The organism is Amycolatopsis sp. NPDC049159 (genome assembly GCF_040648295.1).
Taxonomy (GTDB): domain Bacteria; phylum Actinomycetota; class Actinomycetes; order Mycobacteriales; family Pseudonocardiaceae; genus Amycolatopsis; species Amycolatopsis pretoriensis_A.
In genome coordinates this window covers 193,541-218,939 of sequence record NZ_JBEZDL010000004.1, presented here as the reverse complement: position 1 = coordinate 218,939, position 25,399 = coordinate 193,541, and the positions used below count along the sequence as shown (strand labels likewise).

The 25,399-nt window shown below is 69.8% G+C and carries 15 protein-coding genes; 7 read left to right on the top strand and 8 right to left on the bottom strand.

All coding sequences use genetic code 11. From position 1 onward, the window contains the following. Position 1 precedes the first annotated feature (1 nt). The 3 genes from AB0B33_RS09885 to AB0B33_RS09875 are packed head-to-tail and all read left to right on the top strand — an operon-like array spanning position 2 to position 5,330. Positions 2-1,618, top strand: coding sequence for a CATRA system-associated protein (locus AB0B33_RS09885; RefSeq protein WP_247023583.1), 1,617 nt, complete (start codon positions 2-4; stop codon positions 1,616-1,618). Continuing rightward, positions 1,615-2,268, top strand: coding sequence for a hypothetical protein (locus AB0B33_RS09880; RefSeq protein ID WP_360769076.1), 654 nt, complete (start codon positions 1,615-1,617; stop codon positions 2,266-2,268). Before AB0B33_RS09885 ends, AB0B33_RS09880 begins: the two co-directional genes overlap by 4 nt. Further along, entirely contained in the window at positions 2,268-5,330 is a 3,063-nt protein-coding gene (locus AB0B33_RS09875) for a DUF87 domain-containing protein (protein WP_360769073.1), read from the top strand. The genes AB0B33_RS09880 and AB0B33_RS09875 overlap by 1 nt, the downstream gene beginning before the upstream one ends. A gap of 103 nt (positions 5,331-5,433) precedes the next feature. Here the strand turns inward: AB0B33_RS09875 and AB0B33_RS09870 are convergent, their stop codons facing one another. From AB0B33_RS09870 to AB0B33_RS09835, 8 genes are all read right to left on the bottom strand, one after another. Beyond that, the gene (locus AB0B33_RS09870; protein ID WP_360769071.1) at positions 5,434-9,549 is read right to left on the bottom strand and encodes a CHAT domain-containing protein; all 4,116 of its coding nucleotides are present in this window, start codon (positions 9,547-9,549) and stop codon (positions 5,434-5,436) included. After that, on the bottom strand, positions 9,549-10,097 hold the full coding sequence (locus tag AB0B33_RS09865; protein WP_360769068.1) for a hypothetical protein: 549 nt from the start codon (positions 10,095-10,097) through the stop codon (positions 9,549-9,551). The genes AB0B33_RS09870 and AB0B33_RS09865 overlap by 1 nt, the downstream gene beginning before the upstream one ends. Before the next feature lie 94 nt (positions 10,098-10,191). Continuing rightward, positions 10,192-11,136, bottom strand: a complete 945-nt coding sequence (locus tag AB0B33_RS09860; RefSeq protein ID WP_360769065.1) for a ketoacyl-ACP synthase III — start codon at positions 11,134-11,136, stop codon at positions 10,192-10,194. Then, a complete protein-coding gene (locus AB0B33_RS09855; RefSeq protein ID WP_360769063.1) occupies positions 11,133-12,971 on the bottom strand; it encodes a ThiF family adenylyltransferase in 1,839 nt (612 codons plus the stop codon). The genes AB0B33_RS09860 and AB0B33_RS09855 overlap by 4 nt, the downstream gene beginning before the upstream one ends. Positions 12,972-13,361: 390 nt before the next feature. Beyond that, complete coding sequence (locus AB0B33_RS09850; RefSeq protein WP_360769062.1) at positions 13,362-14,168, bottom strand: Asp23/Gls24 family envelope stress response protein; 807 nt, start codon at positions 14,166-14,168, stop codon at positions 13,362-13,364. Between the two features lie 238 nt (positions 14,169-14,406). Next, on the bottom strand, positions 14,407-15,630 hold the full coding sequence (locus tag AB0B33_RS09845) for an SGNH/GDSL hydrolase family protein (protein ID WP_360769061.1): 1,224 nt from the start codon (positions 15,628-15,630) through the stop codon (positions 14,407-14,409). Continuing rightward, positions 15,627-17,924, bottom strand: coding sequence for a glycoside hydrolase family 3 N-terminal domain-containing protein (locus AB0B33_RS09840; RefSeq protein ID WP_360769058.1), 2,298 nt, complete (start codon positions 17,922-17,924; stop codon positions 15,627-15,629). Before AB0B33_RS09840 ends, AB0B33_RS09845 begins: the two co-directional genes overlap by 4 nt. A gap of 139 nt (positions 17,925-18,063) precedes the next feature. Continuing rightward, positions 18,064-19,068 (bottom strand): LacI family DNA-binding transcriptional regulator, encoded by a 1,005-nt coding sequence (locus tag AB0B33_RS09835; protein ID WP_360769055.1) that lies wholly within the window; start codon positions 19,066-19,068, stop codon positions 18,064-18,066. Positions 19,069-19,219: 151 nt separating this feature from the next. On the opposite strand from AB0B33_RS09835, the gene AB0B33_RS09830 reads away from it, so the two are divergent. The 4 genes from AB0B33_RS09830 to AB0B33_RS09815 are packed head-to-tail and all read left to right on the top strand — an operon-like array spanning position 19,220 to position 25,301. After that, a complete protein-coding gene (locus AB0B33_RS09830) occupies positions 19,220-20,515 on the top strand; it encodes an extracellular solute-binding protein (protein ID WP_360769052.1) in 1,296 nt (431 codons plus the stop codon). Beyond that, entirely contained in the window at positions 20,512-21,483 is a 972-nt protein-coding gene (locus AB0B33_RS09825; protein ID WP_360769049.1) for a sugar ABC transporter permease, read from the top strand. Before AB0B33_RS09830 ends, AB0B33_RS09825 begins: the two co-directional genes overlap by 4 nt. Then, on the top strand, positions 21,483-22,307 hold the full coding sequence (locus AB0B33_RS09820) for a carbohydrate ABC transporter permease (protein WP_360769046.1): 825 nt from the start codon (positions 21,483-21,485) through the stop codon (positions 22,305-22,307). Before AB0B33_RS09825 ends, AB0B33_RS09820 begins: the two co-directional genes overlap by 1 nt. Before the next feature lie 15 nt (positions 22,308-22,322). Next, positions 22,323-25,301: a glycosyl hydrolase 115 family protein gene (locus AB0B33_RS09815; protein ID WP_360769043.1), complete on the top strand. Its 2,979-nt coding sequence runs from the start codon at positions 22,323-22,325 to the stop codon at positions 25,299-25,301. Positions 25,302-25,399: the final 98 nt, after the last annotated feature.

The following is a 25,399-nucleotide window of genomic DNA, read 5'->3' as shown; positions in this document are numbered from 1 at the left end:
GATGCCGGGTTCGGTGTTCACCTTCTACTCCTACAAGGGCGGTGTCGGCCGCAGCTTCACGCTGGCCAACATCGCCGTCCTGCTCGCCCGCTGGGGCCACCGGGTGCTCTGCCTGGACTGGGACCTCGAAGCGCCCGGGCTCGTCGACTACTTCCGGCCGCAGCTGCCGGGGAAACCGCGCGGGGGCGTGGTGGACCTCGTGGCGGACTTCCAGGCCGGCCGGTTCGCGCCGGGCGCGCACGTCACGCGGCTGCGGGGCGCCCGCGCGCTCGACTTCATCGCCGCCGGGAGCGAAGGGCCCGGGTACATCGGCCAGGTCCAGGCGATCGACTGGGACGTCCTGTACGACGAGGGGTTCGGCGAATACCTCGAGAAGTGCCGGGAGCAGTGGACCGCGGACTACGACTTCGTCCTCATCGACAGCCGCACCGGGATCTCCGACATCGGCAGCATCTGCACCGCGCACCTGCCGGACCACCTCGTGCTGCTGTTCACCGCGAACCGGCAGAGCATCCGCGGCGCGATGGAACTCGCGCGGCGCGCGGACGTGGCGCGGAACCTGCTGCCGTTCGACCGGTCCCGGCTGACCGTCCTGCCGGTCCTGTCGCGCTTCGACAACCGGGAGGAGTACGGCCGGTCGGAGGAGTGGCGGCGGATCGTCCTCGGGGAGACTGCCGAGCTGTACCGGACGTGGCTCGACCAGGGCGTCGCGCCGGAGACGATGTCCCGGCACCTGACGCTGCCGTACGTGTCGTACTGGAGTTTCGGCGAGCAGCTGCCGGTGCTCTCGGAGAAGACGCCGAGCGCGGACCAGATCGGGTTCGCGCTGGAGACGGTCGCGGCGGTGATCGCGTGCCGCTTCGACCGCACCGACCTGCTGGCGGAAAACCGCGACGCGTACGTCGCGGCGGTGCGCGCGAGCCGCCACGAGTTCACCCACGAACTGCGCGTCAGCATCCCGCGCTCGTCGGTGGGACCGGCGGCCGAGCTGGTCGCGGAACTGGAGAAACTGGACGTCCGGGTCGTGAAGTCCCTGTCGGGCGACCGTTCCCTGCTGTCCAGGGCCGCGGACGACGCGCGCCACCTGTGCCTGGTCGTCGACGGCAAGGTGAGCCGCTGGCAGTCGGCGGAGGTCGAGCTGTTCCTGCACCGGACGCTCGGCCAGGACCGCCGGGTCATCCCGGTCCTGACGTCCGGCACGGAGGCGGCCGGCTTACCCGGCTACGTGGGCAACCTGCGCTACCTCCGCCTCGGCGCGCGGGGCCCGGCGGAGGTGGCCCGCGACCTGGTCGGCCAGCTGCGCGGCTTCACCCCGCTGCTCGACGCGGTCGACGTCGCCGAAGTCCTGCACCAGGCCCGCGACGCGCACCTGCGCCCGTCCCGCTGGGACCTGGTCGACGAGCTGATCGAGGGCCTCCGCGCCGCGATCGGCGCCGGCGACGACGCCCGGGCCAACGACCTCGCGGCCGACCTGGCGGTGGCCACCCGCACCCGCCCCCCGAACGGCGACGTCCGCGACGGCGCCCCCCTGCCGACCCGCCACGCGATCGAGTGGCTCCTGCGCCTCCTCGAAACCCGTGCGAAAACCACGACGCAGCACCGGAAGGATCTCGAATGACGGACCGCTTGGGACAGAAGCAGACCGCGGCGATGTTCACGCTGATGGTGCTGGGCCGGGAGGTGTCCAACCAGGAGCTGGAGGAGGTCGTGGGGTTCACCCTCACGGGCACCGAACGCACGGGGCTGAACAAGCTCGGCTACGTCGACAGCGACCGGACGGGGCCCAAGCGGAGTTTCGTGCACGAGCTGAGCGAGAGCGGCTGGGCGTGGTGTGAGCAGGAACTGAAGATGGGCGGTCCGCCGCCGCAGCGGGGCCAGAGTCCGCTGGCCGCGGCGCTGTACGTCATCCTCGGCGGGCTGGACGGCTTCCTGCAGCGCGAGAAGCTCCGGCTGGCCGACGTCTTCACCGAGGGCGAAGCCGTCCCGGCTGCGACGACCGTGTCGGGCGGCAACCTCGAAGACCGGATCCGCGTCGCCTACCGCGAGCTCGTGAAGGAGCCTCGAGGCTGGGTCGGCCTGGTCGACCTGCGGCCGAAGCTGGGTGCACCCGCGGCGGAAGTCGATGCCGTCCTGAAGGAACTGAGCCGCGCGGGAGAGGTGCACCTGGTCCCGGAGGACAACCGCAAGGCGCTCACCGCGGCCGACCACGAAGCGGCGATCCGCATCGGCGGCGAGGACAACCACTTCGTCGCGTTCGAGGCGTCGTGATGGACGAGCTGAAAGCACTGGCGACGCTGAGCTTCGACTGGGCGGACACCCCCGACCACGTCTGGCGGGATTCGCCGTACCACGTCGAGGGCTTGCACGCCGATGCGCTCGCCGCACTCGACACGGGGATCCGCGATGCGGTGACCAGCGACGGGCCCAGCCCGATCGGGCTCGTCCTGCGCGGCTTGAAGGGGGTCGGCAAGACCCACTTGCTGGGCCTCGTCCGGCGTCAGGTGCACCGCGCGCGGGGGTACTTCTTCCTCGACGACGTCACCGCCGCCGAGGCGTTCTGGGAAAACACGGCCGAGGCGCTGCGCCGTGGGCTGACCCGGCCGGACGATTCGGGTGAGTCCCAGCTGAAGCGGTTCCTGCTGCGCGTGTGCCTGCGGGCGCACGTCGCCGCCGAGGTCGAGGGGAGGATCCGGCGGGGGCGCGGGCTGACGGTGGAGGACGTCGAGGCGTTCGTCGACGGGGTGGCTTCGCTCGACGAGATGGTCGCCGACGAATGCGGGGACACCGCGCGAGCCCTCGTGCTCATCGCCAGCCGGGACCGCGGCGCCAAGTACATCGGCGAGGACTTCCTCGACGGCGACGCGGAGCTGACGTCGGAAGCCCGGCAGTGGAACATCTACTCGAGGCCGAAACCGTCCCGCGTCCTCGTCCAGGAAATCACGCGGCTGCTCGCCCTCACCGGGCCGGTCGTGATCGCCGTCGACCAGCTCGACACGCTCGTCGCGCGGTCGACGCAGGGCATGCTCCGCGAAGGCGTCGGGGACGACCTGCTCGTGGCGCAGATCGCCGACGGGCTGATGGGTCTGCGGGAGGTCACCCACAAGACCCTGACCGTGCTGGCTTGCCTGCCGTCGACGTGGGAGCAGATCAAGACGAAGGCGGCGGGAACCGTCCCGGATCGCTTCCGCGAATCGCTGATGCTCGGCCGGATCACCCACGCCGAAGTCGGACGGGCGCTGGTCGAGAAACGGCTGGGCGTCGCCTACCAGGCCATGGAGTTCACCCCGCCCTACCCGAGCTGGCCCGTGGCGCCCGAGGCGTTCGACGAGCCGTGGGAGCAGTGGACACCGCGTGAGCTGCTGAAGCGGATCGGCGCGCACATCGACGCGTGCCTGCGCAGCGGGCAGGTCAGGGAGCTCTTTTCCTTCGACGAGAAGACCCCGGTGCCGGTCGCGCCCGTGCGCACGGCGGTCGAGAGTGACCGGTTCGCCGAGCTCGACAGTGAATTCGAAAAGCTGCAAGCGGAAGCCGATCCCGGGAAGCTGCTCGCCGAGAAGAGCGTCGACAAGGCCATGCCCGATCTCCTTTCCGCCGCCCTTCGGTGCTGGGTGACCGAAGTCGGGGATGACGATCTCGAGTGGTCGTGCGAGCGGCAGAACGCCCGCAGTGAGGTGCACGCCTGGCTCACGCGGACCCTCGACGAAGCTGCCGACCTCCAGGAGCACTGGGCCTTCCGGGCGATTCCCGCACGGGATCCGCGGGCCGCGCTGAGCCGGTTCCGGAAGGCGCGGTCCGCGGCGGGGCAGCGGCAAGGGGCGGACAACCGGCATCTCGTGATCTTGCGGGACGCCTGGGGAAAGGGCGCGAAGACGCGGGAAGAGGTGGACAAGTTCACGACCGCGGGCGGCAAGACGATCCCGCCGAGCGCGGCCGACGTCCGGATCTTCTGGGCCCTGGACAAGATGCTCGCCAACGGTGGCCGGGAACTGCATGAATGGCTGATCGACCGACGGCCCGCGAGCCGGTCCGAGTTGCTGTCCGCCGTGTTGCCGGAGAAGCCGTCGGGGCAGCCTGCCGAAGGGACCCATCCGCCACCGGCCGACGGGGAGATCACGCTCGGGACCGTCGTCGGGTCGGGGGAGCCGGTGCGGGTCGAGCTTTCCGCGCTGCGCAAGCACGCCGCCGTCTTCGCGGGGTCCGGATCCGGGAAGACCGTGCTGCTCAGGCGGATCGTCGAGGAGTGCGCGCTGCTGGGCGTCTCCGCGATCGTCCTGGATCCCAACAACGACCTCGCCCGGCTCGGCGACGCCTGGCCGACGCCGCCGGAGAGCTGGGGGCCCGACGACGCCCAGCTCGCGAAGCGGTACCTCGCCGAGACCGACGTCGTCGTGTGGACGCCGGGGCGGGCGACCGGGCGACCGCTCGCTTTCCAGCCGTTGCCGGACTTCGCCGGCGTGCTCGACGACTCCGACGAGTTCGCCGCCGCCGTCGAGGTGGCCGTGGCGACCCTGGCTCCGCAGGCGCGGCTGACCGGGAGCACCGCGAAGACCAACATCGGGCTGGCCGTGTTGCGGCAGGCGGTCGTCGAGCACGCGAAGACCGGCTCACGAAGCCTGCCCGAGCTGATCGAGCTGCTGACCGATCTGCCCGAGGACGTCAGCAACCTCAACGACGCCAAGCGCATCGCGGCCGGCCTGGCCGAGGTGCTCAAGGCGGCGATGGTCAACGACCCGCTCTTCGCGGGTGGCGGTGAACCGGTGGATCCGGGCGTGTTGCTGACTCCCGCGGACGGCAAGCGGGCCCGCGTCTCGGTGATCAGCTTCGTCGGGCTGCAGGCGGACGAGCAGCGGCAGAACTTCGTCAACCAGCTGCAGATGGAGCTGTTCGCCTGGATCAAGCGCAACCCGGCGGGGGAGCGGCCGCTCGGCGCGTTGTTCGTGATGGACGAAGCCCAGACGATGGCGTCGTCGGGGAGCCTCACGGCGAGTACGCGCAGCACGATCGTGCTCGCGTCGCAGGCCCGCAAGTACGGGCTGGGGCTGCTGTTCGCCACGCAGGCGCCGAAGGGGCTGCACAACCAGGTCGTCGGCAACGCGATGACGCAGTTCTTCGGCCGGTTGAACAGCCCGGCCCAGATCGCGGCGGCCAACGAGCTGGCCCGGGCGAAGGGGAGTCCGGTCGCGGACATCTCACGGCTGGAGCGCGCGCAGTTCTACGTGGCGGGGGAGGCGTTCGGGTTCCGCCAGGTGGCGACGCCGCTGTGCCTGTCCCACCACCCGGCGAGCCCGCTGCGGCTGGAAGAGGTGATCGCCCGGGCCCGGGACGAGTGAGGCGTGTCGATCCGGGCCAGCCTACAGGGGCGCTCGTCGTCGTTTGGCGACCTCGATCAGGAATCCTCATAGAGTATGCGATCGATTCCTTGTCGCCGCATATTCACGCGCCGGCTCCCTGTGTCAATTGCTGAAGAATTAGCAATACGGAAACACCCTTTTTGGTGATCTTCCCGTTTTCTGCAAGGGGTCTCAGTAATTTGATGATGGCGGAATGCATCGGTTCTATCTGTTGAGTGAGCATTATTGCCTGACAGAGGGTTGACGCTAGGTTCTCCGTCATGTCTACCCGGTCGGGCTCTTGACCGTACTGGAGATTCCTGATTTCTAGCGCTTTGCGAATCTGTGTTCGCGCGTTTTCTAAATTTCCTTCGTTCGATTCACTCTCGGCCAAGCGTTCGTAAGAGTTGGCAAGGCTGCGTTGGTAGTCGGCGCGGTCCGGCTCGCTCGATGCCAGTTTTTCACTGATCTCGAGGCTCTTTTGGTGGTAATAAAGCGCGTCTTGGCCGCGGTCAAGGTCTCCCATAATGTCGCCCACGTGTTCGTAGCTGATAGCCAGATCACGTTGGTAGTCGGCGCGGTGCGGTTCGAGAGCGGTCAGTTGCAATGCGATGTCAACGCTTCGTTGACAGTACCGGAGAGCGTCTTCGGCTCGGTTCAGTCTGACCATGAGGCTGCCAAGCCTGTCGAATATTATGACCAGATCGCGTTGGTAGTCGGACCGTTGTGGTTCGAGGGTCGTAAGCTGCAAGGCGATGCCGAGGCTGCGTTCGTGGTGGTGCAGGGAATCTTCGAGTCGGTCCATTCTGATCATGAGGTCGCCGAGTTTATTGTAGGAGATCGAGAGGTCGCGCTGGTAGTCGCCGCGGAGTGGATGGCTTATTACTAGTTGTTCGGCGATTTCGAGGCCTTGTTGGTGGTAGCGAAGAGCGTCCTCATTCCTTCCGAGCTCGAACATGTGGTCTCCTAGGCGGTCGTAGGAGACGGAGAGGTCGCGTTGGATGTAGTCGAAGTTCGGGTGTTTTGTCGCCAGTTGACGGCGGATGTTGAGGCTCTGCTGGAAAAGGTCGTGGGCTTCGCTGCTGCGACCAAGTGCGGCCATGAGGTCGCCGAGCTTGTTGTAGGAGACGGAGAGATCGCGCTGGTACTCGTCGATGTCCGGGTGTTTTGTCGCCAGTCGGCGGCGGATGTTGAGGCTCTGCTGGAAAAGGTCGTGGGCTTCGCCGCTACGGCCAAGTGCGGCCATGAGGTCGCCGAGCTTGTTGTAGGAGACGGACAGTTCGCGATGGTCAGCGGTGTTGTCCGGCTCGTTGAGCGTGCGTTCGGAGAGTAGCTTGGTGATGGTCAGCCAGCGCGCTTCGGCTGCGGTTGTCAGACCTATCGCGACATTGGCTTCGGCTTCAGCCTCGGCGATCAGACGTCCGCTCAGTGAGGTGATCGGAAGGTGGGTCAGGCACTCACCGGCGAATGACGAGACGGTGATCAGCCGGCCGTGTGTCCGAAGAAAATCGCAGACCGAGACAGCTTCGTCGCTGGCTTTATCGAAGTCCGTCGCTTCGATCAGGTTTCGCACCCCCTCCATTGCGTCCTCGACTTCGATCAAGCCGGTGTGCTGCGGTTTCAAGCGGCTGGCGGCTGCTGCCCTGAGACGCTTGCGCCAGTCTTCGGTAGCTGTCAGGCTGCGCAGCCCTTCGGCGGTCCAGCGCTCGACAAAGTAATTTTCGCCAATTGCAGTGAGTAACGAGAATCGAACGAGCCGTTGCGCGGCGAGGACCGGGTCGACGTTGTCGGAAAGGATTTGAGTGAGCATTGCCAAGGAGATGGGAATCGTGGAAACTGCTGCCTGCAGCAACACATCACGTTCGTTCTCGGTCAACTCGGCGAAGAGATCGTCAAGTGCGATGTCGCGTAGCTCGATGGTAATTGCGTCGGAAATAGCCTCGGTGAGGTCTTCGCGTGGACGTGTCAGGTCAATGCTGTGTTCTGCTGCGTAAGCATTCAGTCGCTCGGTCATCGAACTCAACCGAGTGGTGTCCCCTCGGAGTGCCGCGTCGACCAGTTCGAGAAGACGAGGATGACCACCGGTCAGGCGGAAGATTGCCTGAGATTTCTTTCGAGTCAGCTCGTTCAATCCCGGGAGTCGAAGAAGTAGTTTGCCGGTCTGGGCGTTGCTGAGCGGGGCCAGTCTGAGGTCGAGCAGATCTGGAAAAGACGGCAGTGGATATCGAGAGGTGATCAAAATCCGACCGACGGACGCCGACTTCGTCAGAATCTTAATCAAATTTTCAGTCGTTGTCTCGTTGAATTTTTCGCCACCTGTCGTGAGGTTGTCTTCAAAGTTGTCCAATACTATGAGCAATCGATGCTCTCTCAGTGAACGGGTCAAGCGCCCCATGCGTAGCTGGTCGTCGGCGCTTTCATCGCCAAGTTGGCCGACCAGAAGGCGTGCTCGCTCGTTGTCGACCGCGTCCAACGCTTCCCGCACCGCCGAACACAGCGCGGCCAAGTCGAGTACTCCGGCGACTGTGGCGACCGCCCAGCTCCGATCGACCATGCGCTGGATCACGCGGCCGGCCACGGTACTCTTGCCGAGGCCTCCCATGCCGGACAGCGTCACGCCCCGATAGCCGGTGCCCGCCAGCGTACGAACAGCTGTACGGACTTCTGCCCGGCGGCCGACCAGATCGTCCACGCCCAGGAACGGAACCGGCCCTGCCGACCCCACTGGGATCCGGGCATGCAGCGGTCTCGGCTCGCCCGGGACGACTACGGGTTGTGGCACACCCGCGCAGAACATTGTCGCGGCGCTGTACTCGGGCCGCTCGCCGCCCCCTCGCTCGGCTGCCCGCTGCCGCTCTCGCTCGAGTGACCGCCGGGCATGAGCCAGAGCTGTCGCAGGCTCACGATCCGGCGCATCGGCCAGTTCCTGGTAGAACCTGGCCGCCAGCGCCGTCGCGTAGATGTCGGTGACGTCGCCGTTCATCGCGATGATCTGGCTCAACCCCACATCAAGGAGTCGCTCCGCCAGCCCGCGCGTCGTCCCGGCGCCGGTTCGTGGGTCGCAGCATGACAAGAACAACAGCGGGAGGGGGCGACCCGCATCGTGGATGGCCGAAGCCAGTTCTTCGGGCGTGACCAGGACCGCGCGGCCGTCTTCGTCTTCCAGTTCAATGCCGTCCGCGCTACCGTGGCCGGACAGGTGCAGGACGTGGTACTCGTCTCGCTTCAACGCTGCAGTGATGTCGGACAGACCGGCCACCTCGAGCGGACGGACTTGGGCAGCGTCCGGTTGAGCATCCAGTATTCGGGCCAGCTCTCGCTCGCCATCCAGCACTGATGATGCGGTCGTTTCTTCGTCGGGCGCGGCCACGGCGGCGAGAATCTTCAGTGGCGGAGCGAGTGCGGGGGTGAGGCGGGCCGGGGGATTCAGAGGTCGGCGCGCCAACGTGACGCCGTCCATCGCGATGAGCAGAGGTGTTCCCCCGACGGGAAGACAGGCCGTTTCGAACGGTAGGCGCAGCAGTTCCGGGCCGGCCTCCACAACGATGTCGAGCTGGTCGCCAGGTTGGTGGCCGGTAAGCAACGCCTGGACTCGGCTGGCAGCGCCTTCGGGAAACAGGAGCGTTCCGCATTCGCGTCCGACCGCGGTCAGCGCGATGTCCGTTTGCGCCGGTGTGTAGCTTGAGTCGAGTAGCGGGGGGAGCCGAGTCGTCGCGTCGGCGATCTCAGTCCCCGAAAGCCACGCTCGGGTGCGGACCCCTTCGTCGAGGGCCGTCAGTTGTACCAGCAGCTCGACCCGAGAGCGGTCCGGCACCATGCCCAGTGAGGCGCGATCGCGGTGATCCAGCAGGTCGTTACGGATCGCCTCGTAATCCTCGATCGGCCGCCTCAAGTACGCGGCCAGCAATGGGGGAACCGGGGCGTCCTCGTCGATCATCACCGGGATCACCCGCAGGCCCTGGACCGCCTGATGGGTCAGATAATTGATCTCGGACCGAGCCCACAACGCCTGATCGATGTGCCGGGAGAAGAAGATCAACCCGGCGGTAGCCCGGCTCAGGCCGTCGTTGATCTTGTCCACCAGGTCGTCGCCGCCGCCGATTTCCATGCCGTCGACCCAGGCGTCGAAGCCGTCCGCTCGCAACCGCGAGGCGAAGGCCAGCACCTGCGATTTGTCCGCCGATGCGTGGCTGCAGAAGACGATCGGTCTGCCGGACATCAGGACTGCTTGGCCTCGTACTGCGCGAGGATGTCGTGCGTCGCGTCGATCAACGCCGGTGCTTCGCAGACCTTCGCGAAGATCTCCGCGTACTGCAGCAGCACCAGCCGCAGCTGCTCCAGTTCCGCGCGCAGCTCCGGTGAGCGCTCCCACGCCGTCTCGTGGACGACCACCGCCGTGCCGTCGGGACGGCTCGCCTCCCACTCTTGCAGGGCCGGGTGCCACTGGGCCAGTACCGGGCGCAGGACCGCGTTCAGCATCCAGATCGCCAGGTGACCGAAGCGGTATTCACCCTTTCGGGGCGGCTTCGCCACGGACGGGCCATACCGGCGCAGGATCTCCCGCGTCACGCCGAACAGCTGGTACAGCGAAGTGAGCGCCTCGCGCAGGATGCCGTGGTCCGGGGCGAGCGGGGCGACCGTGATGCGGGTGACCAGCTCGACGTACAGTTCCCACGCCGCATCGCGTTCGGCCTGGTCCGGGCGCCATTCGCCGGACAGTTTGGCCGGGCCCCAGCCCAGATCCACCCGCACCTTGTCGATGGGCATGTGCCGCCTCCCCGATCCGTCACCGTACGCAACGGCAGTCTACCTACGGTCGACCCTGCCGCCGTTCGTGTTACGGATCGGGGAGCCGGTCAGCTCAGCCGTGGCGGAAACACAACGTGCCCCACTGGAAGCCCGCGCCGATCGACGACACCACGTACGTGTCGCCGGGGCGGACCGCGCCCGCGCCGAACCGCTCGTGCAGGGCCGTGAACACCCCCGCCGAACCCGTGTTGCCCAGGGTGTCGACCGTGATCGGGGCGCGGGAGCGGGGGACGGACAGCTTGTCCAGCGCCGCCGTCAGGATGTTCAGGTTCGCCTGGTGCAGGAAGAAGTGGTCGATCTCCGCCACCGGCACGCCCGCGTCGTCCGCCGCCCGGAGGATGCTGTCCGGCAGGCAGCGCGTCGCCGTTTCCCAGACCGCGCGGCCGTTCATCTTCAGGTAGGCGCCGGGTGCCGGGATTTCCACGTCGTACGACAGTTCCGAGCCGAAGTCCCAGCCCAGCAGGGCCGCTCCCGGCCCACCCCGGGTGAGCACCGCCGCGCCCGCCGCGTCGCCGAAGAACACCCTCGTCGTGCGGTCGGCCGGGTCCGTCACCCGGGACGCGCAGTCCGCCGCCAGGACCAGCACCGTGCGGGCCGCCGACGTCTGCAGCAGGTGCGCGCCCAGGAACAAGGCCTGGACGCCGTTGGCGCACGCCGCCTGCGTGACGTCGAGGGTCAGCGCGCGGTCCGCGCCGAGCAGGTCCTTCACGATCAGCGCCGTCGACGGCAGCGGCTGGTCGTAGGTGTAGGTCCCGACGATGATCACGTCGACGTCCCGGGCCGCGACGCCGGCCGCGGCCAGCGCCGGGTGGGCCGCCGCCACGCACATGTCCGAAGTGGCGCGGTCCGGCGCCAGGTGCCGGCGGGTGCGGATGCCGGTGCGGCTGACGATCCACTCGTCCGACGTGTCCAGCGTCGACGCCAGTTCGGCGTTCGGCACGACCCGCGGCGGCAGGTGGACACCGGTGCCCGCGACGGCCACCGGGAGCGCGGTCATCGCGCACCGCCCGCGTAGACGTCGCGCGACGGGTCGAGCTGCTGGTCGAGGTCGGTGTAGAAGCGGCCCGACGCGCACGGGCGGCCAAGGAGGATGCGGCGGGCCGCCTCCCCGCACAGCGCGCCGCCGAGCGCGACCCCGGACGCCAGCTGCGGCCAGCTGCTCAAGGTGCGGCCCAGTTCGCCGAAGGACGCCGCCAGCTCGGGGCTGATCCGCCCCGCGTCCACCATGGCCAGGATCAGCTCGGTCCGGGACCGCGCGGTCAGCTCCAGGACGTCGACCGACTTCACGTCGCCGAGCAGGCCGTGCAGCAGCGGGCGGTCGGGTTCGCGGTCGAAGCGCTCGACGTCGAGCATGCCGCGGTCGTTGCAGTCCATCACGACCGGGATGCCGAGGTCGCGCGCGTATTCACGGGCCGCGATCTTCACCCACGGCGTGTCGCACTCCTCGACGAGCAGGTCGAGCCCGCCGGCGAAGAACCGCTCGATGGTCTCCGGCGTCAGGCCGGCCCGCTCGATCTCGACGTCGAGGTACGGGTCGATCTCGGCCATCTGCCGCGCCGACAGCACCGCCTTGTTGACGCCCAGGTCGTGCAGCCCGCCGCGCAGCCGGTTCAGGTTGGACAGCCCGAAGTCGTCGAAGTCGGCCAGCTTGAACGCGCCGCCGATGCCCTCCAGCGCGAACGTCAGCGCCGCGCTGTTGCCGACCGACAGGCCGATGACGCCGATCCGCTTGCCGAACAGCCGCCGCTGGTCCGGGCGCTCGATGCGGCCGCGGTTGCGGTCGGTGCGGACCAGCCGGAACTCCTCGCGCGGCAGGACGTGCACCAGCCGCCCCGACCACGGGTACCACGCCCAGGTGCCGTATTCCCACGGCTCGGCGCCGGCCAGCTGCTCGCGCTTCTTGCGCTCCACCGCGATGGCGTCGCGGCACGCCGGTTCGCGGCTGCGGACCAGTTCGGTGAGCTGCTCGTCGATCGTGTCGTGGACTTCGCGGACGTCGCCGGACGCCAGCAGCGCGCCGAGGCTGTCGGCGGAGTGCAGGACCGGCCGGTAGGTGTCGCGATCGGGCGCGGCGACGCCGGTCAAGGTGACCGGGGTGGCGCGGCGCGCGGGCGCCGCGGGCAGCAGCGGGCCTGCGCCGGCGGCGGCGATGACCGGGAACTCGGCGCGCAGCCGGGTGATCAGGTCGTGGTGCTGCCCGCCGCCGTCGGTGACGCGGTGGAGCATGATCACGACGTCTTCGGTGTACTGCGGCACGTAGCGGCGGGTGCCGCGGACGGGCCGGAAGCCGAAGCGCTCGTGGAAGCGGTCCTGGCCGTCCTTCGTGCCGGAGGTGCCGATCATCGCCCGCGCGCCGAGGTGGTGGGCCGCGCCGATGGCGAGCGCGTTCAGGTGGAGGCCGAGCCCGAGCTTGCGGGCGCGGTGTTCGACGACGAGCCTGCTGTGCTCGAAGACGTCCGCTTCCGGGAACCCTTCGGTCGCCAGGAGTTCCTCGTAGCCTTCGGCGCCCAGGAAGTCCCGGGACTGGAAGGGGACGCCGGTGTCCGGTGTGGACAGCCGGATGTAGCCCAGCGGCGGGCCGCCGGGACTGCGCCGCGCGATGAAGTGCCAGGCGCCGAAGTCGAGGGCCTGGTCGTCGGCGTGGGTGCCGTCCGCGCGGCGGAACGCGGGGCGGCGGCCGTGGTCGAACAGGATGCGGGCGCGCAGCGCGCGGACGGCGTCGAGCAGTGCGTGGTCGCCGTCGCCCGATCGCGGTCCGCGGAACGCGGTGACGTGCCAGTCGGGCGTGTCCGGCTCGGGCTCGCGCGTACCGGGGTGGTTCAGGGGGGTCAAGTGTCGCCTTTTCCGGAAATCGGGGCGGCGAAGAGCCGGCCGCCCGCGAGAAGGACCTGGCCGGCGTGGTCCGGACCAGGGCGGCGGAACAGTAGCAGCGCACCGCCGCACCCGGCGACGACGGCGCAGGGGCTCGGCGGGGCCGGGAAATCCTTTACCCGCGCGGGAAATCGACGTCCCGTGACGCCGGTGACCGGTACTGGTGAAGATCAACGGGAGTGCGCCACTCGAAGGAGTGGCTGATGTTCTCTCAGTGCGACGGCGGCGCGGAGCGGCCGCCGCGGCTTCGCGAACCGGATTCACCCCGGCGGGGGAGAGATCATCCGCCGAAACCGTCCGAAGAGGACAGCCGAGGGTGGCGCCCGGTCCCGCGGGACGGGGCGCCCGCGCTCAGTCCGCTTCCGGGAAGTGGATGTCGGTGACGTGGACGTCGACGACCTCGACGTCGAGGCCCAGGTACTGTTCGACGGCGTCGATCACGGCGACCCGGATCTGCTCGCCGAGCGCCTTGACCGCGTGGCCGAAGGCGATCACCAGCGGGATGGTGATCCAGGCGACCTCGTCGGCGAGCTCGATCTTGATGCCGTCTTCGTCGACGGTGTGCACGCCTTCGGCCTTCGCGGCGACCCGGGTGACGATCTTCGCGACCACGCCGTCGGCGACGGTGGTGCTGCCGCGGGTGCCGGCCGCGGGCCGGGTCTCGGTCTCGGCGGCCGCTTCGGTGACGACGGCCTCGGCTTCGGCGACGACCGCGGCGGCGGGCTCCACCTCGGCGACCGGCGCCGCTTCGGTGACGGGCTCGGTCTCGGCGGCGGTCTCGGCTTCCGCGCCCGGCTCGGTCTCGGCGGCGGTCTCGGCTTCGTCCTCGGTCACCGCTTCGTCTTCCGCGACGTCGGTGTCGGAGTCCGTCTCCTCCTCGGCGCTCGCGTCGGCGTCGGTGTCGTCCTCGGCCACCACGTCGGTTTCCTCGTCGGCGTCGGTGGTGTCCTCTTCGGAGTCCGTCGCGTCTTCGGCGGTCTCGACTTCGGAGGTTTCCGTGGCCGCGTCGGCCTCGGGTGCGGAATCTGTGTCCTCGGCGCTGTCGGCGGGGGCTTCGGCGACCACGGGTTCGGGCTCGGGGGTGCCGTAGGCGTACCCGCCGGAGCTGGGGTTTTCGTTCTTGGGGCGGCCGAAGATGCTGTTGATGACGTCGGACATGGGTTCCCTTCCCGGGGAGCGACGGCTCACTGTGGGGACGAACAGACGGGTGCCACTATAGGGTGAAGCCTGTGACGCGCGGCACAGGCCCCCGCCTTCGAGACTCGCTTGTGTCCCAACGGATATCCGGCGCTCGCCGGGGTGATCACCGTCCGTCAGGTCCGGTTCGGCGATCCGTGATGACGCGCGGAAAATGACGTCCAGGAATTGTCCACTTTCCGCCCAGCCGGCATTTCTTTCAGCCCGTTCGGAATAGGCGCGCGGGAACGCTCGAACCCAGTGCGCGATATCCGGCGGGATTGAAGTGCAGGTGGTCGCCGACGTCGTAGGCCGGCAGCAGGCGCGTGGGGACCGCCGGGTCGCGGGCCACGCGGTCGAAGTCGAGGACCGCGTCGAAGTGGCCGGGCTCGCGGATCCACGCGTTCACCTGCTGCCGCGCCGCTTCGCGCTCCGGTGCGTCGTAGCCGGTGTTGCCGCCGAACGGGGTCAGCGTCGCTCCGTACACCTCGATGCCGGCCGCGTGGGCGCGGACCAGGATCTGGTCGTAGGCGTCGATCAGCTGCGCGGCCACGTCCGCGGCGGCGGCCGGGGTGGCCGTGCCGAGGTCGTTGACGCCTTCGAACACGATCGCCCACGACACGCCGCTCTGGGCGAGCAGGTCACGGTCCAGGCGCGCCAGCACGTTCGGGCCGAGGCCGTCCTGCAGCACGCGGTTGCCGCCCGCGGCCTGGTTGAGCACGGCTGATGGGACCCGCGAGGCCAGCACGTCCGGCCAGCGGTCATTGCCGTTCGTCGTCGAGCCGCGGCCGTCGGACAGCGAGTCGCCGATCACCGCCACCGCCGAGGCCGGGGACAGCACTTCGACGCCGCTGAGGAAGTACCAGTGGTCCACGGGAGCCGCGCCGGGCAGCTCCGGCGCGGCCACCTGGTCACCGGGTACCAGGTACGACGTCGTCCGCGAGCCCGGGTGCGAAGTGACCGACAGGGACGCCTGGCCGTGCGCCAGGTACGTCGTCACGGCGATGTTCTCGAAGGGCCGCACCGGGAAGGGCAGCGGATCGGAGACCACCTGCGCGCCCACCGGGACCGACACCGAAGGCTTGCCGTGGAACGTCACCGGCACGACGCTGCCCGGCACGACCGAGGAGACCCCGGCCGCACCGGCGACCGGCCGCGCCACCGTGACCGCCGTGAGCGGCAGGGGCGCGCCGCCGAAGGCGTTCGAGAACCGCAGGCGGATGCGGGGCCCGCCGGCCGTGACGTGCGCCGTCTGCCGCAGGGAAGCGTTGTCCAGCACCCGGTCCGTGCCGGTGTAGGGCGCCGGCGGCAGGTTGCCCGGCTCGGTCAGCTGCGGCATCGACGTCCACGTCGCCACCCAGTGTGACGACGGCGGGCGGCCCGAGGCGCCGACGAACAACGCGGTCAGCAGCGCCAGCACGGCGATCAGCGAAGTGCGTCTCACAACGAGAACTCCGGGGTCAGGACCCGGTCGAAGCCGACGTGCCGGCGCGGCCCGGTCAGCGTGCAGTGCAGGGTCGCGACGATCTGCTCGCTCGACGTACCCACGCGCAGCTCGACGTCACCGGGGTCGACCTGGCGGCGCCCGGCGCGCCCGGTGTAGGAGGTCAGGTCCGCGTGCAGCCCGATGTCGAGCACCACGCTCGCGCCCGGGGCCACGGTGACCCGGCGCGCCGCGATCAGCTGCCGCTCGGGTCGCGCCACCTCGGCGACCGGGTCGTGCAGGTACACCTGGACGACTTCGGAGGTCTCGCGGTCGTGGTCGTTGCGCAGCGTCACCCGGACCCGGCAGACGCCGTCGGTCGGCCAGAGCGAACCCGTCGCGCTGACGTCCACCCAGGTCGCCGGGGCGTAGGAAAGCCCGTGGCCGAAGGGGAACAGGGGAGTGGGGTCGACCGTGCTCACCTCGCTGCGCCGGCCGAGCGGTGCCGCCAGGTAGGTCGACGGCTGGCTCGCGCCCGCCGCCGGGAAGCTCACCGGCAGCCGGCCGGCCGGGTCGATCCGTCCACTGAGGACGTCCGCCAGCGCGGGCGCGCCTTCTTCGCCGGGGTAGAACCCGCACACCACCGCGGCCAGCCGCGGCAGCTGACGCGAAAGCTCGTACGGCCGGCCCGAAAGCAGCACCAGGACCACCGGCTTGCCCGTGTCCAGCAACGCGTCCAGCAGTTCCTCCTGCCGGCCGGGCAGCCGCAGGTCGGGCGCGTCGCAGCCTTCGCCGGACGTGCCGCCGCCGAACAGCCCGGCCCGGTCGCCCAGCACGGCCACGCACACCGCCGCGTCCGTGCACGCCGACACGGCCTCCGCGATCCCTTCGTCGTCCCCGCCGGTGACCGGGCAGCCGAGGGCGTAGGTGACGTCGTGGGCGGAGCGCAGCGCTTCCACCACCGTCGGCACCGAGACACCGAACGGGACGTCGGGGTGGTGCACGCCGACGTGCAGCGGGAACGAGTAGCAGCCGAGCATCGCGCCCGCCGCGTCCGCGCGCGGCCCGACGACGGCGAGCTTCGCGCCGGGGGCCAGCGGCAGCGTCCCGTCGTTGTGCAGCAGCACGATCGACTTCTCGGCCACCTCGCGCGCCATCGCGCGCGAGCCTGCGTCGTCGAGGTCGATCTCCTCCGGGAACTCGGGCGCCCAGTCCGCGTCGAGCAGGCCCAGCTCGCACTTCTGCCGCAGCACGCGTTCGAGGGCGCGGTCGACGACGGCGGCGTCGACCGCGCCCCCTTCCACCGCGGCGAGCAGCGGCTCGCCGTAGCAGTCCATGGTCGGCAGTTCCACGTCGATCCCGGCGGCCAGCGCCTGCCCGGCCGCGTCGCCGCGGTCGGCCGCGACGCCGTGCAGCCGGTGCAGGAACGCCACGGAGAAGTAGTCGGCGACGACCGTGCCGTCGAAACCGTAGGTGTCGCGCAGGAGCCCGGTCAGCAGCTCCGCGTCGGCGGCGGCCGGGAGGCCGTCGGTGTCGGTGTAGGCGTTCATCACCGACCGCGCGCCCGCCCGCAGCGCCAGTTCGAACGGCGGGAGCAGGACGTCCGCGATTTCGCGCGGCCCGGCGGAAACCGGCGCCAGGTTGCGCCCGGCCCGCGAGGCGGAGTAGCCGACGAAGTGCTTCAGCGTCGCGACGATACCGGCCGACTCGAGGCCGGCGACGTACGCGCTGCCGATCGTGCCGACCAGGTACGGGTCTTCGCCGATGGTCTCTTCGACGCGGCCCCAGCGCAGGTCCCGGGCGACGTCGAGAACCGGCGCGAGCCCCTGGTGCACGCCGAGCCCGCGCATCGTCGCGCCGATCCGCGCCGCCATCCGCCGCACGAGGTCCGGGTCGAACGTCGCACCCCACGACAGCGGGGCCGGGTAGATCGTGGCCTGCCACGCGGCCAGCCCGGTCAGGCATTCCTCGTGCACCACGGCGGGGATCCCGAACCGGCTGCTGGACACGATCTGCCGCTGGGTTCGCGCCAGGCTGTGCGCGCCGATCACCGGGTCGACCGGGCGGGTGCCGAACACCCGGGTCAGCTGCCCGATGCCGTGGCGGACCAGGTCGTCGAAGTCGACCGACGGGTCGACGAAGTCGTGCTGGTGCGGGGCCATCTCGCCACCGGAGTCGATGCCGACCCACACGCCGTAGAGCTGGGCGAGCTTTTCGCGGAGGCTCATGCGGGCCATCAGCGCGCGGACGCGCTCGCCCGGGTCGGCTGTGGCGTCGCGCCACGGCTCCGGCGCCGTGGTGGGCTGCGTGGTCAAGGCTTTCCGCCCTTCATGAGAGATTCTTCGGGGGTTCCGGGTGGCGGAGCCCCCGGCCCGGGGCGAAGCCCCGGATGTCACAGGATTTTTCGGGGGTTCCGGGTGGCGGAGCCCCCGGCCCGGGGCGAAGCCCCGGATGTCACAGGTGAGGTGGGGAGAGGGCCCGGGTCGAGTGCCGCACCACGAGGCCGGTGTCGAGGGTGACGTGGGTGCGCTCGACCGCGTCGCCGTTGATCAGCGCGATGAGCATGCTGATCGCCCGGTGGCCCATCTCGCGGATCGGCTGGTCCACAGTGGTCAGTGGCGGGGTGCAGAGCGCGGACTCGGGGACGTTGTCGAAGCCCACGACGGAAAGGTCGTCGGGCACCGAAAGCCCCAGCTCGCGGGCCGCGCCGACGGTCGCGATGGCCGAGATGTCGTTCGCGGCGAACACCGCGGTCGGCCGGTCCGGCCCGGTCAGCAGGTCGTGCGCGGAGGCCGCGGAGACCTCCGGGTCGTAGGCGCCGATCCGGACCAGGTTCTCGTCGGCCGGCACGCCCGCGGCTTCCAGCGCCCGCAGGTAGCCCGCCTTGCGCAGTGTCGCCGATTCGAGGTCGGGGCGGCCGGAGAGGAACGCGATCCGGCGGTGCCCGAGTTCCAGGAGGTGCTCGGTGGCGAGCTGCGCGCCGCGGAGGTTGTCGGAGTCGATGGTCGGCAGGTGCGACGGGCCGGTGTGCGGGTCGACCGCGACGACCGGCGTGCCGGGCACGGCTTCCAGCGAAACGGCGGGCGTGACCAGCACGGCGCCGTCGACGAGGGTGCCGGACAGGCGGGAGAGGTAGCGCTTCTCCCAGCCGGCCGGGTCGCCGGTGCGTCCGCCCGCGGAGTAGACGACGAGCTCGAAACCGCTGCCGCGGATGGCGTCCGCGGCTCCCTTGAGCAGCTCGGTCGAGAACGGTTCGAGGTCGGCGACCAGGATGCCGATGACGTTCGTCCGGTGGTTTCTCAGGCTCTGCGCCACGAGGCTCGCCTCGTAGCCCAGCTCGTCGATCACCGCTCGGACACGCGCGAGCGTCGCGGCGGAGACGCCGTAACGCTCGTTGATGACTTTGGAAACCGTGGCCACCGAGACGCCGGCGCGGGCCGCGACGTCACGGATGGTCACCCTGGAACTGGGCTGCATCGGCTCAGACTAGCCATGTAAAACGTTATCGACAACGATTGACATCCGATTTGCCCCGGAGCAAACTCTTCGCCAACCCGGGCGCAGTCGCGCCCCGTCCAACTCGGCCGAAGTCGTCAGGAGTGGACCCACGATGTTCGCGAAGCACAGAATCCCCGTTCTCGCGGCCTTGGCAGCCGTCCTCCCGCTCGCCCTTTCGGCGTGCAGCGGGGGGAGCGACGCGCCCGCGCAGCCGAGCGGGCCGGTCACCCTCACCTGGTGGCACAACGGCACCACCGATCCGATCAAGTCGATCTGGGAGAAGGTCGTCGCCGACTACCACCAGGCGCACCCGGACGTCACGATCAAGGCCCAGCCGCTGCAGAACGAGGACTTCCCGACGAAGGTCCCGCTCGCGCTGCAGGGGGCCGAGCCGCCGGACGTCTACCAGTCCTGGGGCGCCGGAGACCTGGCCTCGCAGATCACCTCGGGCAAGGTCGCCGACATCACCGACGCCACGAAGCCGTGGATCACCCAGACCACCGGCAAGTTCGGGGAGAACTGGCAGGTCGACGGCAAGCAGTACGGCGTGCCGTTCGAACAGCACTTCGTCGGCTTCTGGTACCGCAAGGACCTCTTCCAGCAGGCGGGGATCACCACCCCGCCGAAGACGATGGACGAGCTGAACGCCGCGGTCACGCAGCTGAAGGCCAAGAACATCGCGCCGATCTCGGTCGGCGGTAAGGACCGCTGGCCGGACGCCTTCTACTTCAACTACTTCGCGATCCGCGAGTGCTCGGTCGACGTGCTCAAGCAGTCGGTGAAGGCAGTCAAGCTCGAAGACCCGTGCTGGACGAAGGCCGGGCAGGACCTGAAGAACTTCCTGGCCACGCAACCGTTCCAGACCGGGTTCGCGGGCACGCCGGCCCAGCAGGGCGCGGGCAGTTCGGCCGGCTTGGTCGCCAACGGCAAGGCCGCGATGGAACTGCAGGGCGACTGGGAGCCCGGCACGATGTCGGCGCTGACCGACGACAAGCAGCTGGATTCGAAGGTCGGCTGGTTCCCGTTCCCGGCCGTCACGGGCGGGCAGGGCGACCCGGCGGCGGTGCTCGGCGGCGGTGACGGGTTCGCCTGCACCACCCGCGCGTCGAAGGCGTGCGCGGACTTCCTGCAGTACCTGGGCAGCGAGCCGGTGCAGACGCAGCTCGCCGCGCAGGGAGCCGGCCTGCCCGTCAACACCGTCGCCGCGAAGGCGCTGAAGACCGACACGCTGAAGGCCGTCTACGACTACGGCACGAAGGCGCCGTACCTGCAGATGTACTTCGACCGGGCGTTCCCGACCGCGGTCGGCGCCGCGCTGAACGACGCGGTGGCGAACATGTTCGCCGGCCAGGGCACCCCCGAAGGCATCGTGGCCGCCGTCAACCAGGCCGCGGCGGGCAACAAGTGACCACGGCGACGAAGCCGGTGCGGACGGCGAACCGGCCGTCCGCACCGGCTCCGGGCCGCCGCGCGAAGCGGTCCGGTCTCGGCAAACGGCTCGAGCTGGCGCTCCTGCTCGGGCCCGCCCTGCTGCTGTTCGCGGGGTTCGTCCTGGTGCCGATCGGGATCGCGGCCTTCTACAGCCTGTTCAAGTGGAACGGCTTCGGCCCGCTCGACAAGTTCATCGGTTTCGACAACTACGCCGACGCCTTCAGCGGGTCGGTGTTCCAGAGCGCCATCGTGCACAACCTGATCATCGCGGGACTGTCGATCGTGGTTCAGCTGCCGCTGTCGATCGGGCTGGCGATGCTGCTCAACCGTAAGCTGCGCGGCCGGGCGGTGCTGCGCGCGCTGGTGTTCGCGCCGTACGTGCTGTCCGAGGCGATCACCGCGGTGATCTGGGTGCTCATGCTGCAGCCCAACGGCTTCGCCGACCAGGTGCTCAAGGGCGCCGGGCTCGGCGGCCTGATCCACAACTGGCTGGCCGACCCGGGCATCGTGCTCTACACGCTGTTCGTGGTGATCACCTGGAAGTACATCGGCTTCGGCATCATCCTGCTGCTGGCCGGCCTGCAAGGCGTGCCCGCCGAGCTGCGCGAAGCCGCCGCGCTCGACGGCGCGTCGGCCTGGCAGACGACCCGTCACGTCGTGCTGCCGCTGCTCGGGCCGACCATCCGGATCTGGATCTTCCTCTCGGTGATCGGCTCGCTCCAGCTGTTCGACGTCGCCTGGATCATGACGACGGGCGGCCCGGCGAACGCGTCGACGACGATGGCGACCTACCTGGTCGACCACGGCTTCAAGCGCTACGAATTCGGGTTCGGTTCCGCGGTGGCGGTGATCCTGTTCGTCATCTGCTTCGTGTTCGCCCTGCTGTACCAGCGGTTCGCGCTCCGCCGCGACACCCAGGGTGCCCTGACGAGGATGGTGGGCTGATGCGTTCACGCCGGTTCGGCCTGTCGGTGGGCTACCTCGCGGCGATCGTCGTGCTCGGGGTGACCGTCGTGCCGCTGCTGTTCGTCGTGCTCGGCGGGTTCCGCAGCAACGCCCAGCTCAACAACGACCCGGCCGGGCTGCCCGGCCCGTGGATCTCGGACAACTACGCCTCGGTCCTCGGCTCGAGCGCGTTCTGGACGTTCCTCGGCAACAGCGCGCTGATCGCCGTGATCGCCACCGCGGTCGCCGTCGGCCTGGGCTCGATGGCCGGGTACGCGCTGTCGCGGTACCAGTTCAAGGGCCGCGAAGGCCTGTACACCCTGTTCACCCTCGGCCTGCTGTTCCCGCTTACCGTGGCGACGCTGCCGTTGTACCTGTGGCTGCGCCAGCTGGGCATGCTCGAGAGCTTCTGGGGCGTGGCGATCCCGGAGGCGGCGTTCTCGCTGCCGGTGACGATCGTGATCCTGCGGCCGTTCATGCACGCCATCCCGGGTGAGATCGAGGACGCGGCCGTGCTCGACGGAGCCAGCCGGCTGGGCTTCTTCTGGCGGATCCTGCTGCCGCTGTCGACACCCGCGCTGACCACGGTCGGCGTGCTCGCCTTTGTCACCAGCTGGAACGCCTACCTGCTGCCGCTGCTCGTGTTCAACGACTCCGCGCACTTCACGCTCCCGCTCGGCGTCGCGACGTTCCAGTCGCAGTACTCCCAGGACACCGCCCGCGTGCTCGCGTTCACCGCGCTGTCGATGATCCCGGCGCTCGCGTTCTTCGTGCTCGCCGAACGACGCATCGTCGGCGGGCTGACCGGATCCGTGAAGGGCTGACTCAGGAGGTCTCCCGTGCCGTCCGAGGTCCACCGCCGTACCTTTCTGCAGTTGCTCGCGCTGGCCGGGGCCGGTTCGGCCGCCCTGCCGGGACTCGCCGAAGCCGGGACCGGATTCCCGTTGGTGTCGCGGGGAAAGGCCGCGACGATCGTGGTCGCCCCCGGCGATCTGCCGGGGGTCCGCCGGGTCGCCGGGGACCTGGCCGCCGACGTCGAACGCGTCACGGGCGTCCGCCCGGCCGTGTCCGATGTGGTGCCGGAGCACGGGCCCGTGGTGCTGGTCGGCACCCTCGGGCACAGCCCGCTGGTCGACGACCTGGTGCGGGCCGGGCGCCTGGACGTCCGGGACATCGCCGGGAAGTGGGAGACGTCGCTGAGCCAGGTCGTCGACGGGCGGCTCGTGCTCACCGGCAGCGATCAGCGCGGTGTGATCTACGGCGTCTACGAGGTTTCGCGGCGGATCGGTGTTTCGCCGTGGTACTGGTGGGCCGACGTCCCGCCGCGGCGGCAGGCCGAGCTGCACCTCCCGGGCGAGCGCTTCAGCTTGGGCACCCCGCACGTCAAGTACCGCGGGTTCTTCGTCAACGACGAGAACCCGGCGCTCGGCACCTGGGCTCCGGAGTACTTCGGGCCGGGCCACGCACCGGGCTTCCCCAACGGTTTCAACCACCTCTTCTACGCGAAGGTGTTCGAAACCATGCTGCGGCTGCGCGCCAACTACCTGTGGCCGGCGGTGTGGGGGCGGGCGTTCGCCGAGGACGACCCGCTCAACCACGCGACGGCCAAGGAGTACGGCGTCGTCATGGGTACCTCGCACGAGGCACCGATGATGCGCGGCATCGAGGAGTGGAACCGGCACGCGACCCCCGGGCACGACCCCTACGGCGGCACGGGGGAGTGGAGCTTCCGCCGCAACGGCGAAGCGATCAAGGCCTACTGGACCGACGGCATCCGCCGGATGGCCCGCGAGGGCTTCGAAGGCGTCGTCACGCTCGGCATGCGCGGCAACGGCGACGTCAGCCTGCCCGACGGCGACGGCATCGAGCTGATGGCGGAGATCCTCGCGGCCGAGCGGGACATCCTCGCGCGCGAGCTGAGCACCGACGTCCCGCAGGTGTGGACGCTCTACAAGGAGGTCCAGCGGTACTGGGTCAAGGGCCTGCGGCCGCCGGACGACGTCATCGTCGTGTTCACCGACGACAACTGGGGCAACATCCGCAAGCACCCGGACCTCTCGCTGCCGCCGCACCCGGGCGGGTACGGGCTCTACTACCACTTCGACTACGTCGGCGGCGGGCGCAACTACAAGTGGGTCGACACCGCGCTGATCGCGAACACGTGGGAGCAGCTGAACCAGGCCACCGCCTACGGGAACGACCGGCTGTGGGTGGCGAACGTCGGGGACATGAAGGGCAGCGAGCTGCCGCTGCAGTTCTTCCTCGACTACGCCTGGAACCCCGCGGCGTGGCCGGCCGAACGACTGTCCACCTGGGAGCGCGAGTTCGCCGCGCTCAACTTCGGCCCCGCGCTGGCGGGCGAGATCGCCGGGGTGCTGCACGACTACGGGCGGCTGCAGTCGCGGCGGAAGCCGGAGCTGCTGAACCGGCGGATCACCCTGGCCGCAGACGGCACGATCACCTACGACGACCAGGCGACGCCGTTCAGCCTGGTGAACTACGGCGAGCTGGACCGGGTCACGGCGGAGTGGCAGGACCTGGGGGCGCGGGCGGCCCGCCTTTCCCCGCGGGTGCCCGCGGCCTACCGGGACGCCTTCTACGAACTGGTGCTGTACGAAGTCCAGGCCTCGGCGAACCTGTACGCGCTGCGGCGCGCGGAGTTCACCAACCTGCTGTACGTGACCCAGGGGCGGGCTTCGGCGAACGGGCTCGCCGCCGTCACCGAGGCGCGGTTCGCCGACGACCTGGCGCTGGCGGAGAAGTACGACACCGGCGTCGCGGGCGGGAAGTGGAAGGGCTTCCAGACCCAGCCGCACATCGACTACGGCGACGTCGAGCGGTACGGCCCGAACGCGCCGTGGCAGCAGCCGGAGCTGAACAACGTGGCCCTGCCGGACGTGATCTTCCCGGCGGTGCGCCGCCTCGACGTCCCCGCCGCGGCTTCGCTGGGGGTCGCGGTCGACGGGGCCGCCGAGGCGTGGCCGGGAGCGGCCGGCCGGCCGGCGCTGCCGGAGTTCAGCCCGTGGCAAAGCGCGCCGGCGCAGTACATCGACGTCTTCAACCGCGGCCGGACGCCGTTCCGCTGCACGGTCACCCCGGGCGCGCCGTGGGTGCGGGTCGAGCCGCGCGGCGGGCGGGTGGAGGAGGAGCTGCGGATGACGGTGCGGATCGACTGGGCCCGAGCGCCCCGCGGGACGACGACGGTGCCGATCACGGTGTCCGGCGCCGGTTCGTCGGTGGTGGTGGACGCGGTGGTGCGGCACCGCGACCTGCCGGCGCCGTGGCGGCGCGGGTTCGTCGAGGCGGGCGGGTACGTGTCGGTGGAAGCCCCGCACTGCAGCGCGAACGTCGCTGTCGAGGGGACGTCGTGGCGGCGCGTCCCGGACCTGGGGATGACGCCGTTCCCGGTGACGTCGGCGAGCCGGAACCCGGGAGCGGGCCCGCGGCTGGAGTACCGGATGACGCTGTTCACGGCGGGCCCGGTCACGGTGTGGGCGTACCTTTCGCCACGCAACAACGTGCTGGCGGGGGACGGGCTGCGCTACGCGGTCTCGTTCGACGACGCGGAGCCGCAGGTCGTGAACATCACGAAGGCCACGGGCGCGGACGACACGTCGATGAACCGGCAGTGGGAGCGGACGACGTCGGACAACGTGAACCTGACGTCGACGGGCCACGTGGTGGGGGCGGCGGGCCCGCACGTGCTGAAGTTCTGGATGGTGGACCCGGCGGTGGTGCTGCAGAAGCTGGTGGTGGACACCGGCGGGCTGCGGCCGAGCTACCTGGGGCCGCCGGAGAGCATGCGGTGGCCGGGATGAGCGGAGCCGCGCAAGACCGTGGCGGGGCCGCCGGTGCTGTCGCGTCTCGCCCGGCCCCGCGTCACTTTCACGGGAAAGTGCCGCGGCAGGGCTGGGAA